This window comes from Mesoflavibacter sp. CH_XMU1404-2, from assembly GCF_037029465.1.
In the GTDB taxonomy this organism is placed as follows: domain Bacteria; phylum Bacteroidota; class Bacteroidia; order Flavobacteriales; family Flavobacteriaceae; genus Mesoflavibacter.
The window spans coordinates 98,366-114,725 of sequence record NZ_JAYMEM010000029.1 but is presented as its reverse complement, the minus strand read 5'-3'; the positions used below and the strand labels follow the sequence as shown (position 1 = coordinate 114,725).

General features: G+C 32.6%; 15 protein-coding genes. 13 read left to right on the top strand and 2 right to left on the bottom strand.

Annotated elements, in window-relative coordinates; translation table 11 throughout:
* From WA327_RS13045 to WA327_RS13030, 4 genes are all read left to right on the top strand, one after another.
* On the top strand, nt 1-375 hold a 375-nt coding region (locus tag WA327_RS13045; protein ID WP_336070431.1), incomplete at its 5' end, for a carbohydrate binding domain-containing protein.
* A 37-nt stretch (nt 376-412) separates the two neighbouring features.
* Nucleotides 413-2,077, top strand: a complete 1,665-nt coding sequence (locus WA327_RS13040; protein WP_336070429.1) for a family 16 glycosylhydrolase — start codon at nt 413-415, stop codon at nt 2,075-2,077.
* A 1-nt stretch (nt 2,078) separates the two neighbouring features.
* On the top strand, nt 2,079-4,379 hold the full coding sequence (gene bglX, locus WA327_RS13035; RefSeq protein ID WP_336070427.1) for a beta-glucosidase BglX: 2,301 nt from the start codon (nt 2,079-2,081) through the stop codon (nt 4,377-4,379).
* On the top strand, nt 4,380-5,141 hold the full coding sequence (locus WA327_RS13030; RefSeq protein ID WP_336070426.1) for a glycoside hydrolase family 16 protein: 762 nt from the start codon (nt 4,380-4,382) through the stop codon (nt 5,139-5,141).
* Between the two features lie 87 nt (nt 5,142-5,228).
* On the opposite strand, the gene WA327_RS13025 is transcribed toward WA327_RS13030, so the two are convergent.
* Entirely contained in the window at nt 5,229-5,837 is a 609-nt protein-coding gene (locus WA327_RS13025) for a Crp/Fnr family transcriptional regulator (RefSeq protein WP_336070424.1), read from the bottom strand.
* Nucleotides 5,838-6,012: 175 nt separating this feature from the next.
* Between WA327_RS13025 and WA327_RS13020 the strand changes: the two genes are divergently transcribed.
* From WA327_RS13020 to WA327_RS12980, 9 genes are all read left to right on the top strand, one after another.
* Nucleotides 6,013-8,385 (top strand): heavy metal translocating P-type ATPase metal-binding domain-containing protein, encoded by a 2,373-nt coding sequence (locus tag WA327_RS13020; protein WP_336070422.1) that lies wholly within the window; start codon nt 6,013-6,015, stop codon nt 8,383-8,385.
* A 73-nt stretch (nt 8,386-8,458) separates the two neighbouring features.
* Complete coding sequence (gene ccoS, locus WA327_RS13015; RefSeq protein ID WP_027879816.1) at nt 8,459-8,641, top strand: cbb3-type cytochrome oxidase assembly protein CcoS; 183 nt, start codon at nt 8,459-8,461, stop codon at nt 8,639-8,641.
* An 11-nt stretch (nt 8,642-8,652) separates the two neighbouring features.
* Entirely contained in the window at nt 8,653-10,842 is a 2,190-nt protein-coding gene (ccoN, locus tag WA327_RS13010) for a cytochrome-c oxidase, cbb3-type subunit I (protein WP_336070419.1), read from the top strand.
* Nucleotides 10,843-10,848: 6 nt separating this feature from the next.
* The gene (locus WA327_RS13005; RefSeq protein WP_027879818.1) at nt 10,849-11,040 is read left to right on the top strand and encodes a cytochrome c oxidase subunit IV; all 192 of its coding nucleotides are present in this window, start codon (nt 10,849-10,851) and stop codon (nt 11,038-11,040) included.
* A complete protein-coding gene (locus WA327_RS13000) occupies nt 11,037-12,005 on the top strand; it encodes a cbb3-type cytochrome c oxidase N-terminal domain-containing protein (protein ID WP_106678554.1) in 969 nt (322 codons plus the stop codon). Before WA327_RS13005 ends, WA327_RS13000 begins: the two co-directional genes overlap by 4 nt.
* A gap of 12 nt (nt 12,006-12,017) precedes the next feature.
* Nucleotides 12,018-13,439, top strand: coding sequence for a cytochrome c oxidase accessory protein CcoG (gene ccoG, locus WA327_RS12995; protein ID WP_336070416.1), 1,422 nt, complete (start codon nt 12,018-12,020; stop codon nt 13,437-13,439).
* Between the two features lie 146 nt (nt 13,440-13,585).
* A complete protein-coding gene (locus WA327_RS12990) occupies nt 13,586-14,032 on the top strand; it encodes a FixH family protein (protein ID WP_304145286.1) in 447 nt (148 codons plus the stop codon).
* Nucleotide 14,033: 1 nt separating this feature from the next.
* On the top strand, nt 14,034-14,735 hold the full coding sequence (locus WA327_RS12985; protein ID WP_336070413.1) for a sulfite exporter TauE/SafE family protein: 702 nt from the start codon (nt 14,034-14,036) through the stop codon (nt 14,733-14,735).
* Nucleotides 14,736-14,800: 65 nt separating this feature from the next.
* Nucleotides 14,801-15,631: a universal stress protein gene (locus tag WA327_RS12980; RefSeq protein ID WP_336070411.1), complete on the top strand. Its 831-nt coding sequence runs from the start codon at nt 14,801-14,803 to the stop codon at nt 15,629-15,631.
* Here the strand turns inward: WA327_RS12980 and WA327_RS12975 are convergent.
* Nucleotides 15,628-16,359: a sulfite exporter TauE/SafE family protein gene (locus tag WA327_RS12975; protein ID WP_336070409.1), complete on the bottom strand. Its 732-nt coding sequence runs from the start codon at nt 16,357-16,359 to the stop codon at nt 15,628-15,630. The two genes, WA327_RS12980 and WA327_RS12975, sit on opposite strands and share 4 nt — an antisense overlap.
* Nucleotide 16,360 lies beyond the last annotated feature (1 nt).

Below are 16,360 nucleotides of genomic sequence, written 5' to 3'. Positions count from 1 at the left end.
GGAGTAGATGATAGTACTTCTGCTCCAGTAGTAACCAATTCGGGTAACACATATTATTCTGTAAACGTAACAGCAGCAGGAAACCCATACGATGTAAATGTTAGTCAAAAGTTAGAAATAATTCAAGGTAACACATATACATTAAGTTTTGATGCTTGGTCAGATGTAAACAGATCTATCATAGCAGGTATAGGATTAAGTGCAGATCCATGGAATAATAATACAGAAACAGTAAACATAACATCTAGTGTTTCAACATATACATTAACATTAACAGCTACAGATTTTGGTGCTACAGATGCAAGAATAATATTCGATTTAGGTGCAGAAGTAGGAGAAGTTAATATAGATAATGTATCATTGTTTGTTAACTAATAATAGATGTTATTGTAATTATTAAAAAAAGAAAAAGATGAAAAATTTAAAAATAAATCTATTATTTATTCTTGCAATGTCGTTTTTGACATTTAGTTGTCAAGAAGACGATGCAGAATTTGGAGAAATTATAACACCAACCAATTTGCAAATAAGTGCAGAAATTATTGGTGTAGATGCAAATAATCCTTATGGTGATGGAAGCGGTATGGTTATATTAACTGCTACTTCTGATAATGCTATTACTTATGATTTTGAGTTTGGTGATGGACAAAATCAAATGGTTCCTTCAGGAGAAGTTAACCATCGTTTTAATCTAGTTGGTGTAAATTCATATAACGTAGTTGTAAGTGCTGTAGGTACAGGTGGTAATGCAACTACAGGAAGTATAACTATTGAAGTTTTTAGTTCTTTTGATGATTTTGAAGCTAAAGAATTATTATCAGGTGGACCAGGAAGCTCAAAAACTTGGTATTGGGCTGCTGCAGAATCTGCACACCTAGGTGTTGGACCTGCTAATGGATCAGTTGGTGATGGCTATTGGTATCCACAATGGTACGCAGCTCAACCTTTTGAAAAAGCAGGTTCAGCTGAAAGTAGTTGTATTTATGAAGATCAATTAGTTTTCTCTTTAGATTCAAACGAGCAATTAACTTATCAACTTAACAATAACGGGCAAACTTACTTTAACGGAGCTTATGAGTCTGTTGTTGGTGGTAGCGCTGGATATGATTTTTGTTACGATTTTGATACTTCAGGAACAAGTTTAGTGTCTCTTGCGCCAACTTCTATAGATTGGAGTACTGTGCCAGATGCAGATTTTACATCTAGAGGAACAGTAATGAATTTCTCTAACAATAACTTTATGGGATATTATGTTGGAGCTTCTAGCTATGAGATTATCGAGTTAACATCGTCTTTATTAAGAGTAAGATGTATAGATTCTCAAAATCCAGATTTAGCATGGTACCATACCTTTACAACTCAAGAACCAACGCAAGGTTTTACTTCAGATTATAATACACTTGCTTGGCAAGATGAATTTGATGTAGATGGTGCTCCAGATCCAACAAAATGGACTTATGATTTAGGAACTGGTGTAGATGGATGGGGAAATCAAGAAGCCCAAACGTATACAAGTAATACCGAAAATGTTGAAGTTTCTAACGGAAACTTAATCATTACTGCAATTAATACGGGTAGTGGTTATACATCAGCAAGAATTAAGTCAGAAAACTTATACGAATTCACTTACGGAAGAGTAGAAGTAAGAGCTAAATTACCAACTGGTGGCGGAACTTGGCCAGCAATTTGGATGCTTGGCGCTAATTATGATACTAATGCTTGGCCAGCTTGCGGAGAGATTGATATTATGGAGCATGTTGGAAATGATCAAAATACCATTCATGGTACCTTACATTACCCAGAAGCGTTTGCAGGTAACGCAGATGGTGGATCTACTACTGTAGAAACAGCAAGTACCGAATATCATAATTACACAGTAGAATGGTCTCCAACAGCAATTAAGTTTGTTGTAGATGATGTGGTGTTTCATACCTATGCTAACACAGGTTCATCGCCATTCAATAGTGATTTCTTCTTGATTTTAAATGTAGCAATGGGTGGAACTTTTGGAGGAGATATAGATCCTGCATTCACTCAAAGTTCAATGGAAATTGATTACGTAAGAGTGTACCAATAAAATGAAATATAATATTTTAAATGTATTATTGATTTGTGTTATTCTCGTTACGTCTTGCAAAAATAGTAGCGAGAGTAACCAATCAATAGACGATATAAAAACATCTAAAACACTTTCTGTTGAAGATAAGGTTGAGGCGTTACTTTCTAAAATGACCATAGAAGAAAAAATTGGTCAAATGAACCAGTATAATGGGTTTTGGGATGTAACTGGACCAGCGCCTTCAGATGGAGAAGCCGAAAAAAAATATGAGCATCTTCGTAAGGGTTATGTAGGTTCAATGATTAACGTTAAAGGCGTTAAAGATGTTAGAGCTGTTCAAAAAATAGCTGTAGAAGAAACTCGTTTAGGTATTCCTTTAATTATAGGTTTCGATGTTATTCATGGTTTTAAAACTACAAGTCCTATTCCTTTAGCAGAAGCAGCAAGTTGGGACTTAGAAGCTATTAAAAATTCTGCAGAAGTTGCAGCTAAAGAGGCAGCAGCATCAGGTATAAACTGGACGTTTGCGCCAATGGTTGACATTTCAAGAGATGCACGTTGGGGACGCGTTATGGAAGGCGCAGGAGAAGATCCGTTTTTAGGTTCTAAAATTGGTGTAGCTAGAGTACAAGGTTTTCAAGGTGAAGATTTGTCATCGCCATTAACTATTGCAGCATGTGCTAAACATTTTGCGGGTTATGGTTTTGCAGAATCTGGTAAAGATTACAATACTGTAGATGTTGGTACTTCAACACTAAATAATATTATTTTACCGCCTTTTAAAGCCGCTTCAGATGCAGGTGTAAGAACATTTATGAATTCTTTTAATGAGTTAAACGGAATTCCTGCAACCGGTAACAAGATGTTACAAAGAGACATTTTAAAAGAAAAATGGAACTTTGACGGGTTTGTAGTTTCAGATTGGGGATCAATTGCAGAAATGATTGTTCATGGTTACGCTAAAGATGGTAAAGAAGCTGCAAAATATGCTGCAAACGCTGGCTCAGATATGGACATGGAATCGTATTTATACGTAGAACATTTAGCTGCTTTAGTTAAAGAAGGTGAGGTAGATGAAGCCTTAATTGACGATGCAGTAAGACGTATTCTTAAAGTAAAATTTGAATTAGGCTTATTTGATGATCCTTACAAATATTGCAACGCAGAAAGAGAAAAAGAAGTTATTGGTAGTGAAGCAATCAACAACACAGTTTTAGATGTGGCTAAAAAATCTATCGTTCTTTTAAAAAATCAAAATCAGTTATTGCCTTTAAAAAAAGAAGGTCAAAAAATAGCAGTTATTGGTGCTTTAGCAGATGATAAAACAAGTCCATTAGGAAACTGGAGATTAGCTGCAGACGAAGGTACAGCAGTTTCACTTTTAGAAGGTTTAAAAAACTATACAGGTAATACAATTACATACGCTAAAGGCGCAGATGTAATCACAGAAAACACGTCATTTGCAAAAGAAGTAAAAATTAATGAAGATGATACTTCTGGTTTTGCAGAAGCTGTAGCTTTAGCAAAATCTTCGGATGTTGTAATTATGGCTTTAGGAGAGCATGGTATGCAATCTGGTGAAGGTAGAAGTAGAGCAAACCTTGGTTTACCTGGTGTACAACAGCAACTTTTAGAAGCGGTTTACAAAGTAAATAAAAACATAGTTTTAGTATTACATAACGGTAGACCATTGGCAATAGATTGGGCAGATCAAAATATTCCTTCAATTTTAGAAGTGTGGCAATTAGGTAGCCAAAGCGGTAATGCTATAGCGCAAGTATTATTTGGTGATTATAACCCAAGTGGTAAATTACCAATGACGTTTCCTAAAAACGTAAATCAAGTACCTATTTATTACAATTATAAAAGTACAGGAAGACCAAATATGCCAGCGCCAGACGAAGTGTTTTGGTCACATTACACAGATCAAACCAATTTACCATTATATCCATTTGGCTATGGTTTAAGTTATACGACGTTTAAATATGACAACTTAAAAGTAGAAAACACTTTTGCTGAAAATAAAACCGTTAAAGTTTCTGTTGAAATTAGCAATACTGGTAACTATAAAGGAAAAGAAGTTGCACAATTGTATATAAGAGACTTATTTGCAAGTGTAACAAGACCTGTAAGAGAATTGAAAGGTTTTGAAATGATCGAATTAGAACCAAACCAAACAAAAACTGTAACTTTTACTTTAACAGAAAATGAACTTGGGTTCTATGATAATTTAGGTGAATTTATTATTGAAAAAGGAGATTTCAAAGTATTTGTTGGAGGAGATTCTTCAGCAAAATTATCATCAGAATTTAAAATTTAAATGAAATATTTATTATTTATAATTAGTCTAATAACAATATTTTCTTGTAAAGAAGAAAAGCAGGAAAATATTGTTTTTTTTGAAGATTTTAACGCTGAAAATCTAGATAAAACATATTGGAATTACGAGTTAGGTAATGGTTGCCCAACCCTTTGTGGTTGGGGAAATAACGAAAGACAATTTTACACTAAAGACAATGTATCTTTAAAAGATGGTAATTTGGTGATTACTGCGACAAAAGATTCTACTAAATACTATTCTGGAAGAATAACAACTAAAGATAAAGTTCAGTTTACTTATGGAACAGTAGAAGTAAAAGCAAAACTACCTAAAGGACATGGTTTATGGCCAGCAATTTGGATGCTAGGATCAGATATTGAAGAAGTAGGTTGGCCTGCTTGTGGCGAAATTGACATAATGGAGTATGTTGGTAAAACACCTCATGAGATCCATACAACCTTACATACACCATCTAGTTTTGGTCAATCTATAAATACTAATGTAGAAACTTTAGAGAATATTGAAGAAGGTTTTCATGTCTATAAAACAAATTGGAGCAAAGATGCTATTCAATTTTATATAGATAATCAGTTGGTGTATACTTTTTCACCTGAAGAAAAAAATGAAAAGAACTATCCTTTTAATAAACCATTTTTTGTTATTCTAAATATGGCTATTGGAGGTAGTTTTGGTGGACCAGATGTGGACGATTCAATTTTCCCTCAACAATTTATTATAGACTATATAAAGATTTATCAATAATTAAAATTTACCTGAATAACTAACTATAATAAAAAAGGTGCAAATATATTTTTGCACCTTTTTTTATTTAAAAATTCTTTTCACTGTTTATTCAACTCTAAGTAAACCAGTTTCATCTTCAATTTTTATTTGCTTTCCTTTTGTACTAATTAATCCTTGTTTTTTAAATTGAGATAAGATTCTAATAGCACTTTCTGTAGCAGTACCAACAATACTGGCATAATCTTCTCTAGATAAGGTTAGTACCAAAAAACCATTTTCATCACTCCCAAATTTTTGATGAATGTAAACAAGCGTATTAGCAAGACGTTGCTTTACCGTTTTTTGTGCCATGTCTACAAGCTGATCATCTGAGTTTTTTAAATCTTTGGCCATATTTTTTAATACGTCCATAGAAAAATCAGGGTTTTTTTGTAAATCTTGGATAATTTCACTTCTAGGAACAAAGCAAACTTGCATATCATTTACAGCAGTAGCAGTAAGGTTAGATGGTTCTCCACTAACTAAAGAGCGTTGACCAATCATTCCGCCTTTAAGTGCAAGTTTTACAACTTGGTCTTTACCATTCTCACTTAATTTAGTCATTTTGCACACACCATCTCTAATGCAATAAATACCGTTTAGCGTGTCACCTTCTTCAAAAATGGTGTCACCTTTCTTAATTACCTGCGTTGTTTTACACGCAGATACACGCATTAACTCATCTTTTGTTAGAGTTTTTAAACTATTAAATTGCCTAACAATACACTGCTCACATTTGCTCATACCTAATAAAATATTCTTTCAATTCAAAAATATGTATATTATGACAAATATCATAAATTTAAAGGAAGGAAATTGTAACCTTTGTTACAGGTAAAATGAGCAAATTATGGACGCAAAAGTATGTTATCATTGTGGTGATGCATGTTCTGACACTAAAACAACAAAAGAAGAAAAAGTGTTTTGTTGTAATGGTTGTAAGACGGTTTACGAAATCCTTTCGGAAAGCGATTTAACATGTTACTATGACCTTCAAGCTTCGCCAGGAGCTGTTCCTAAAGAGATAGAAGGTAAGTACGATTTTCTTTCACAAGAAAAAATTATCGAAAAATTAGTAGAGTTTGACGATGGCAAAACACAAATTGTTACGCTTTACATTCCGCATATCCATTGTAGTTCTTGTATTTGGATTTTAGAAAATTTAAACAAATTAAATCCTGCTATTTCTCAATCTCAAGTCAATTTTGGAAAAAAAACTGTACGAGCAACGTATAATACAGAAACGTTTAGTTTAAAGGAACTTGTCTTGCTTCTTAGCTCTGTAGGTTATGAGCCGTACATTAGTTTAGACGATTATAAAACAGGAAAAGAAAACGTTAACCGAAGCTTAATATACAAGCTTGGTGTTGCTGGTTTTGCGTTTGGTAACGTAATGTTTTTATCGTTTCCTGAGTATTTTGAGGTAGACGAGTATTGGCTAGAAAAATACAAACATCTCTTTAGATGGTTGATGTTTGCGTATTCTTTACCTGTTGTGTTTTATGCGGCACAAGATTATTTTATTTCGGCGTATAAAGCTATTAAAACCAAGATTTTAAATATTGATATACCGATTGCTTTAGGTGCAATAGTATTGTTTTTAAGAAGTACGATAGAAATTATTTTCAACTACGGATCAGGATTTTTTGACAGCTTAACAGGGTTGATTTTTTTCTTATTACTTGGTAAATTCTTTCAGCAAAAAACCTATTCATTTTTATCTTTTGAGCGTGACTATAAATCGTATTTTCCAATTGCGGTCACAAAAATTATTAATAATGAAGAAGTGCCAGTTCAAGTTTATGATATTGAAAAAGGTGACCGATTATTAATAAGAAATCAAGAGTTAATTCCCGTAGATGGTATTTTAATAAATGGTAGCGCAAAAATTGATTACAGCTTTGTAACTGGCGAGTCTGAACCTGTAAAAAAAGCATCTGGAGATAAATTATTTGCAGGTGGAAAACAAACATCTGGAGTTATAGAAATGGAGGCCATAAAGTCTGTAGAGCAAAGTTATTTAACGCAATTATGGAGTAATGATGTCTTTAATAAAAATAAAGAAGATGGTTTTACAACGCTAACAAACGCTATAAGTAAGCGTTTTACAATCATTATTTTAAGTATAGCTTTTGTTGCAACTGCATATTGGCTTTATGCAGACTCTTCTAAAGCGATGAATGTGTTTACTGCTGTTTTAATCATTGCTTGTCCTTGTGCTATAGCGTTATCTGCTCCATTTACTTTCGGAAACTTGTTGCGTATTTTTGGTAAAAAGAAATTCTATTTAAAAAATGCCTCGGTAATAGAACAATTATCGCATATAAACACGATTATTTTTGATAAAACAGGAACCATTACTTCAAACAAAAAAAGTGAAGCAAAATATGAAGGTTTGCCACTTACTACTGAAGAAGAAATCTTACTAAAAAATACATTAAGAGGATCTAATCATCCTTTAAGTAGAAGTCTTTATGATATTTTAGACGAGCATAATATTATTACTTTAGATACTTATAAAGAACATTTAGGACAAGGTATAGAAGCTTCTCATGCTTCAAAAAACATAAAAATAGGATCTGCAAAATTTGTAGGTTATCAAACAGAAACAGAGGTTTTAAATACAGCTGTTCACGTAAGTTCTAATAGTATTTATAAAGGAAAATTCACCTTTTATAATAGCTATCGTAAAGGATTGTCTAAACTATTTAATAAGCTAAAAAAAGATTACGACTTAGCGATACTTTCTGGGGATAATTCAGGTGAAATGGAAAATCTTAAAAAACTACTGCCATCAAAAACCAAGCTGCTTTTTAATCAAAAACCAGACGATAAGTTAGAATACATAAAATACCATCAAACTGAGGGTGCAAAAGTACTTATGGTTGGTGATGGATTGAATGATGCTGGTGCATTAGCACAAAGTGATGTTGGTGTTGTGATTTCAGAAAATATAAATGTGTTTTCTCCGGCTTGCGATGCTATTTTGGATGCTTCTAAGTTTAATCACTTGTATAGTTATATCAAGGCTTCAAAAAGTGCATTAAAAATTATAAAATGGAGCTTTTTACTGTCATTCTTTTACAATGTTATAGGATTATATTTTGCTGTTACAGGACAATTAGCGCCAGTAATTGCAGCAATATTGATGCCTTTAAGTTCTATAAGTATTGTGATTTTCACAACAATAGCTACAAACTGGATTGGCCGAAAACTAAAATAATTTTAAACATGATAAATATCATCTTTTAAACAAGACATCTAAAGTAATTTTGAAACATAACTTCTAATTAGGTATGAGTGTTATATATATATTATTAACGGTAAGCATTATTGTAGCTGTAATTTTCTTTGTAGCCTTTATTATGGCTGTAAGAAACGGGCAATTTGACGATGGTTATACACCATCTGTAAGAATGCTTTTTGAAGACGAACTTATAAAAACAAACAAAACAATAACTAAAAACAACAAAGACTAATCACAATTATTATGGAAATGCAACAATTTTATTACGATAACAAGATTGTTAAAAAGTTTCTCTATGCAACAATGCTCTGGGGAGTAGTTGGTATGCTAGTAGGACTAATTTTAGCTTTCATGTTTTTATTCCCAAATATGACAGATGGGATTTCATGGTTAAGTTTTGGTCGTTTAAGACCATTACATACCAATGCCGTTATCTTCGCATTTGTGGGTAACGCAATTTTTGCAGGTGTTTATTACTCTTCGCAAAGATTATTAAAAGCCAGAATGTTTAGCGATTTACTAAGTAACATAAACTTTTGGGGATGGCAGTTAATTATTGTCGGTGCTGCAATTACTTTGCCTTTAGGGTTTTCAACATCAAAAGAATATGCAGAGTTAGAATGGCCAATTGATATTGCAATAGCACTTATATGGGTTGCATTTGGAGTTAATTTAATTGGTACTATGTTAAAACGTCGTCAACGTCACTTATACGTTGCAATTTGGTTTTACATAGCAACGTTTGTTACTGTTGCAGTATTACATATATTTAACAGTTTAGAATTACCTGTTAGTGCATTTAAGAGTTACTCAGTTTATGCAGGTGTACAAGATGCATTGGTACAATGGTGGTATGGTCATAATGCGGTAGCATTTTTCTTAACAACACCATTTTTAGGTTTAATGTACTATTTTGTGCCAAAAGCAGCCAATAGACCTGTATATTCTTATAGATTATCAATTATACATTTCTGGTCTTTAATATTTATTTATATATGGGCTGGTCCACACCATTTATTATATACCGCTTTACCAGAATGGGCTCAAAGTTTAGGAACAACATTCTCTGTAATGTTATTAATGCCTTCTTGGGGAGGAATGATTAATGGATTATTAACACTTCGTGGTGCTTGGGATAAAGTTCGTGTAGATCCAGTGCTTAAATTTATGGTAGTTGCTATTACGGGTTACGGTATGGCTACATTTGAAGGACCAATGCTTTCTCTTAAAAATGTAAATGCAATTGCTCACTTTACAGATTGGATTATTGCTCACGTCCACGTTGGTGCTTTAGCATGGAATGGTTTCTTAACCTTTGGTATGATTTATTATTTAGTACCAAAGTTATTTAAAACTAAATTACATTCGGTAGGATTAGCTAATTTACATTTCTGGATTGGTACCTTAGGTATTATAATGTATGCGTTACCAATGTATGTTGCTGGATTTACTCAAGCTAGTATGTGGAAACAATTTAATCCAGATGGTACGTTAGTGTATGGTAACTTCTTAGAAACTGTTTCAGAAATTATCCCAATGTACTGGATGCGTGCCATAGGAGGTACGTTATACCTTACAGGAATGTTAATCTTAGTATACAACATTGTTGTTACTATTGCTAAAGGTAGTAAAGTTGAAGACGAACTTGCTGAAGCAGCAGCATTGCAACGTGTATCTAAAAAACGTGTAGCTGGAGAAGGTTGGCACACTTGGTTAGAACGTAAACCAATTAGATTAACTATTTATGCTACTATCGCAATTTTAATTGGTGGTATTATTCAAATTGTACCGACAATAATGGTAAAATCTAATGTTCCAACTATTAGTAGTGTAGAGCCTTATACACCGTTAGAGTTAGAAGGTAGAGATATTTATATACGTGAAGGTTGTGTAGGTTGCCACTCTCAAATGGTACGCCCATTTAGAAGTGAAGTTGAGCGTTACGGTGAGTATAGTAAAGCAGGAGAATTTGTTTACGATCATCCATTTCTTTGGGGAAGTAAGCGTACAGGTCCAGATTTACATAGATTAGGAGGAAAGTATAATGATAACTGGCACTTCAACCATATGTATGATCCACAAAGTACATCATCAGGATCAATCATGCCAGCCTATAAATGGTTAATTGATAACGAGCTTGATAAATCTCAAACCGAAGCTAAAATGCGTGCAATGGTATCTTTAGGTGTGCCTTACACGGACGAAGATATTGCAAATGCTCAAGCTCAAATGACTGAACAAGGTACTCAAATAGAAAAAAACCTTTACAGCGATCCAGATTTTGCTTCTGCTTACGAAGCAAGTAAGAAAAATGCTGGTGCAGACTTTGTAGAAATGAAAAACAGAGAGATTGTAGCTTTAATAGCATACTTGCAACGTTTGGGTACAGATATTAAAGTAGAACAAACAGAAGAAACAACAGCTCAAAACTAATACGTCATGTTGAAATTTGTAAAAAATCATTTAGAGACAATAGCAGGTGTAGAGATATACCCAATATTATCACTTCTTATATTCTTTGGATTTTTTGTAGTTCTTTTTTGGTGGGTAATCACCGCCAAAAAAGACTACATCTCTAAAGTAAGTAATATACCGTTAGAATTAGACAACCAAAACGAATCAGAATCATGAGAAATTTATTCCCATCATATGTAAGAGTTCCTGTAATATTCTTCACAATATTCGGATTAATCGAGTATTTCGTGGATTCAGGAGACGAGCCAGCTTTTTTAAAGTATCCTGTTATCATGCTGTTCTTACTATTAATTTTATTAGTACTTATAGCAATAGAAGGAATAGTAGGTTCTATAGAAAACGTGCTTTTCCAAAGTTTAGATGAAGCTGGTAAAGAACGTTACTTAGCTAGTAAAACAAAAACGCCTCAATTTAAAGCCTTAAATAACATTTACGATAAATTAAAAGGTAAACAAAAACCAATTGAGGAAGAACATGAAATTATCCTAGACCACAATTACGATGGTATTAAAGAGTTAGATAATAACTTACCACCTTGGTGGGTATGGTCATTCTATATTTCAATTGTATTTGCAGCAGTTTACTTAGTAAGATTTCATGTTATTGGAACAGCAGATTTTGCAGCAGAAGAATTAGAAAAAGAATATGCACAAGCTAAAATTGAAATAGAAGAGTATAAGAAAACAGCTAAAAACTTAGTCGATGTTAATACGGTAACTCTATTAACAGATGCTGCCGATTTAAAAGCTGGTCAATCAATCTTTAATGCTAACTGTGTAGCTTGTCACATGGCAGATGGTGGAGGAGGAATTGGTCCAAACCTAACAGATAACTACTGGATTTTAGGAGGTGGAATTAAAAATGTATTCCATACCATTTCAGAAGGTGGACGATCTGGAAAAGGAATGATTTCTTGGAAAAACGATTTAAAACCAATAGAAATGGCGCAAGTAGCTAGTTATGTATTGTCTTTAGAAGGTACAACACCAGCAAATCCAAAAGAACCAGAAGGAGATATTTGGAAACCAGAAGGTGTTGATAATGTAGAAGTGCCAGAAGAAGTTATAGAAACAGAAGTTATTGAAGTAGAAACATCTACTCCAGCAGAAAATAACGATTAATAATAAGTTAAAATGGAAGCTCCAAACAACGAGAGTTTTAGAGACTCGATTGCAACAATAAACGAAGAAGGAAAACGCGCTTGGATTTTTCCAAAAAAACCAAGCGGTAAGTTTTATGATTACAGAAAGTACGTAAGTTACTTTTTGCTAGCCTTCTTATTTACAGCACCGTTTATTAAAATAAATGGCAATCAGTTTTTAATGTTCAATGTTTTGGAGCGTCGTTTCAACATTTTCGGCTTTCCGTTTTGGCCTCAAGATTTTCACCTGTTTGTAATCTCAATGATTATAGGTGTAATTTTTATTACTCTATTTACTGTAGCTTTTGGTCGTATTTTTTGTGGTTGGATTTGTCCGCAAACCATTTTTATGGAAATGGTTTTTAGACGTATAGAATATTGGATTGATGGTGATAGAGGAAAACAATTAAGACTTAAAAAATCTGGATGGACTAGCGAAAAAATAAGAAAAAGAGTTCTTAAACACACTATTTTTGTAATTATTTCATTTTTAATTGCCAATATCTTTTTAGCTTATTTAATTGGTAGTGATAAGCTTTTAGGATATATAAAAGAAGGTCCGTTAGCACATTTAGGTACATTAATTCCGTTACTAATATTTACAGGTATTTTCTACTTTGTTTTCTCTTGGTTTAGAGAGCAGGTATGTATCATTGCTTGTCCTTACGGTCGTTTACAAGGTGTGCTTTTAGACACTAAATCTATTGTTGTAGCCTATGACCATAAACGTGGAGAAGGCGAAAATGGACGCAAAAAATGGCGTAAGGATGAAGACAGAGAAGCTTTAGGACATGGAGATTGTATTGATTGTTTTCAATGTGTACATGTTTGTCCTACAGGTATTGATATTAGAAACGGTACACAATTAGAATGCGTTAACTGTACAGCTTGTATTGACGAGTGTGATACAATAATGGAAAAAGTTGGCTTACCAACAGGACTTATTAGGTATGCAAGCGAAGATAATATTGAAGACAAAGAGCCATTTAAGCTTACAGCAAGGCTTAAAGGTTATATTGTAGTATTAACAGTTTTAATAGGTGTTTTAATTGCAATGCTTCAATTAAGAAACGAACTTGAAGCACGCGTATTAAGGTTACCAGGACAGTTATACGAGCATAAAGAAAACAATATAATAAGTAACGTATTTACCTATAAATTGGTAAATAAAACAACAGAACCAGTTGAAGACGTTAGCTTTAAATTAAAAGATTATAAAGGTACAGTAAAACTAGTATCTACAGAAAATACAGTAACAGTGCCTAAACAAGGTTTAGAAGAAGGAACTTTATTTATAGAGCTTGACCAAAGTTTATTAAAAGGTGATAAGACCGAATTAACTATTGAAATTTTTAGCAAAGACAAATTAATAGAAACAACTAAGGTTAACTTTTTAGGTCCTAGAAGTTTCTAAAAAATAAACATTGAAAGAATAAAAAAATAATGGCAAGTATACCTTGCATTAAGGATTGAGGTATTGTTGGAGCGCCTTGTAAAGCGCGACTACCGAAAGCCTGACCTGAAGCTTGCGTAAGGTAATGCCATAAAAATATTAGAGATATGAAACTTAATTGGGGAACCGGAATTGTAATTGCATTTATTGGCTTTATTAGCTTTATAATGTACTTTGTTATCAATATGAATACTGACAAGAAGTTAGATCATGATTTAGTTACAGAAGATTACTATAAACAAGAATTAAAATACCAAAACGATATAGATAAAGAAAAAAATGCCAAAACACTGTCTGCTAACTTGAAGTGGCGAAAAACAGAAGAAGGCATGCTAATCAGTTTTCCTGAAAATTTAGAGCCAAGAAATATTTCAGGTAAAGTGTTCCTATATAGACCATCTAATAAACAATTGGACTTTGAAACCACAATTTCTCTGTCTAACCACAATTTGCTCATACCTGACAAACGTTTGTTAGATGGTCGTTGGAACATTAAAATAGATTGGAATTACAAAGGTAACAACTACCTTTATAAAGAAGAAATTTTATATTAAAATGCTACTTACGGCTATCATATTTGGTTTATTAGGAAGTTTTCACTGCGTAGGAATGTGCGGTCCTATTGCCTTTATGTTGCCTGTTGATAGAAGTAATTCTTTTAAAAAAATATCTCAAATTACAGCTTATCACATTGGTCGTTTACTAGCTTATAGTATTATTGGTTTAATCTTCGGTTTAATTGGTAAAAGCTTATATGTTTTTGGTTTACAGCAACGACTTTCTATCATTATTGGCGTTTTAATGATAGTTGTTGTTGTGTTTCCGTATAAAAAAATAGGACAAAACTTTGTAGTAAAACCTATTTACAAAGTGGTAGCTTTTGTAAAAAAACAAATGGGTGAAGCTTTAAAAAAGAAAACCGCAGATACTTTTTTAACCATTGGTTTTTTAAACGGGTTTTTACCTTGCGGATTAGTTTATATGGCAGTTTTTGGAGCAATAGCAACTGGTACATCTTGGCAAGGTAGTTTATATATGTTCTTTTTTGGATTAGGCACAATACCCTTAATGACTAGCGCTATTTATTTAGGTAAATTTTTAAATGTACAAGCCAAACAACGCATCCAAAAGGCAATACCTGTTTTTGTTGTGATTATTGGTGCGCTATTTATTTTAAGAGGTTTAGGTCTTGGTATTCCTTATATTTCTCCAGCTCCTGTTATAGAAATGGTAGAAGGCGCTATTAATTGTCACTAATTTCTTCTTATCTTTATTTTTTGAATTTCATGCTGAATTGAAATCTCAAAACCAATCTATTTTATATGAAAAACATTCTGTTACTTACTGATTTTTCTGAAGCTTCAAAAAACGCGATTCATTATGCTTTACAGTTATTTGAAAATAATGAAACAACGTTTCATTTAGTTTATGTGCATAAAGCATCTGCATTTACGTCTGCAGATTTGATGACAAGTAGCACAGATAATTTGTATGCAAGTATCGTAAAGTCGCCACAAGAAGATTTAGAAGACCTTGTAAACAGTTTAAAAACGTCATATAAAAACGATAAGCATACTATAAACTCTCATGTAGATTACGATGTGTTTACAGATGCAATCAATCAGTTAATACAGCTTCAAAATATAGACCTAATCGTTATGGGAACTAACGGTGTGACAGGTGCAGATGAGGTTGTTTTTGGTAGTCATACACTTAATGTAATTAGAAAAGTTAAATGTCCAACACTTGTTATTCCAAAGGATTTTAAGTTTGAAACACCTAACGAAGTTTTAATTCCTTTAGATGAAAAAGATCATTTAAATAAAACACGATTAAGCTTAATTTCTAGTCTTTTACATAATAAAGAAACTAAATTTCATGTTCTTAGAGTTATAGAAACTGAAAATGATAGCTTTAAAGAAGCAGATGTTGAGGTTTTAAATTCAAACTTTTCAGAAGAAAACTATAGCTATTTCAATATTACTAATGTGCCATTACACTATGTTGTAGATACTTATGTGCAAACAAATACTATAGATTTTGAGGTGTTTATTATACAGCAAACTACTTTTTTTGAAAGACTTTTTAAAGGATCACCAATTACAAAGCATAGTAAAGTAGCAAAAATACCTTTGTTTATTCTTCACGATTAAAACCAAAGACTTACAAAGCTAGAGATACCAATAATTAAGATTAGTATTAGTACAAAACTTCTAAATTGATCTTGAGATATTTTGTTTAGGATTTTTTTACCAATGTAAGTCCCAATAATACTAATTACCAATAGAATAGGGATGAGGTATAAAATGTCTTTTTGTATGTAACCATTGTTGTAATATACAACACTTCTGCTTAAATCTACGCCTAGATCTATAATTGCAGACGTAGCAATAAATTTTTCTTTATTCATTTTAAACGCAGAAAGAGTTATGCCTCTTATTGCTCCGCCAGTACCTAATAAACCTGCGCTAAAACCAGATAAAACACCTCCTAAAATGGCATTTTTATTAGATGCTTTTATGATTAATTTTTTAAAAATTAAAAAGATAAGACTAAGTACAATTAAAAATCCACCTAAAAAATAAGTGAGTAATTTGGTGTTGAAAAACTGACTTACGTAAGCACCAATAATAACAAAAACAACAGCAGGAATACCTAAATACAAAATGATTTGTTTATCAATTCCTTTTTTGAAAAAAGCTATTTTAACCAGGTTGCTAGATAAATGAAATAGCGCAGTAAGACCCAAAACAGTCTGAAAATCTAAAAAGAAATTAGCAACCGGAACAAAAAACACAGACGAGCCAAAACCTCCAACTGTACCTAAAATTTCGGCAAGTAGGACCAAAAATAAAAAAACACCAAAGTATTTTGATAACATG

What these genes read in the sequence shown, in the direction of transcription:
- WA327_RS13040 (WP_336070429.1), top strand. Translation starts at nt 413, where the DNA reads ATGAAAAATTTAAAAATAAATCTATTATTTATTCTTGCAATGTCGTTT.
- bglX (WP_336070427.1), top strand. Translation starts at nt 2,079, where the DNA reads ATGAAATATAATATTTTAAATGTATTATTGATTTGTGTTATTCTCGTT.
- WA327_RS13030 (WP_336070426.1), top strand. Translation starts at nt 4,380, where the DNA reads ATGAAATATTTATTATTTATAATTAGTCTAATAACAATATTTTCTTGT.
- WA327_RS13025 (WP_336070424.1), bottom strand. Translation starts at nt 5,837, where the DNA reads ATGCGTGTATCTGCGTGTAAAACAACGCAGGTAATTAAGAAAGGTGAC.
- WA327_RS13020 (WP_336070422.1), top strand. Translation starts at nt 6,013, where the DNA reads ATGGACGCAAAAGTATGTTATCATTGTGGTGATGCATGTTCTGACACT.
- ccoS (WP_027879816.1), top strand. Translation starts at nt 8,459, where the DNA reads ATGAGTGTTATATATATATTATTAACGGTAAGCATTATTGTAGCTGTA.
- ccoN (WP_336070419.1), top strand. Translation starts at nt 8,653, where the DNA reads ATGGAAATGCAACAATTTTATTACGATAACAAGATTGTTAAAAAGTTT.
- WA327_RS13005 (WP_027879818.1), top strand. Translation starts at nt 10,849, where the DNA reads ATGTTGAAATTTGTAAAAAATCATTTAGAGACAATAGCAGGTGTAGAG.
- WA327_RS13000 (WP_106678554.1), top strand. Translation starts at nt 11,037, where the DNA reads ATGAGAAATTTATTCCCATCATATGTAAGAGTTCCTGTAATATTCTTC.
- ccoG (WP_336070416.1), top strand. Translation starts at nt 12,018, where the DNA reads ATGGAAGCTCCAAACAACGAGAGTTTTAGAGACTCGATTGCAACAATA.
- WA327_RS12990 (WP_304145286.1), top strand. Translation starts at nt 13,586, where the DNA reads ATGAAACTTAATTGGGGAACCGGAATTGTAATTGCATTTATTGGCTTT.
- WA327_RS12985 (WP_336070413.1), top strand. Translation starts at nt 14,034, where the DNA reads ATGCTACTTACGGCTATCATATTTGGTTTATTAGGAAGTTTTCACTGC.
- WA327_RS12980 (WP_336070411.1), top strand. Translation starts at nt 14,801, where the DNA reads ATGAAAAACATTCTGTTACTTACTGATTTTTCTGAAGCTTCAAAAAAC.
- WA327_RS12975 (WP_336070409.1), bottom strand. Translation starts at nt 16,359, where the DNA reads ATGTTATCAAAATACTTTGGTGTTTTTTTATTTTTGGTCCTACTTGCC.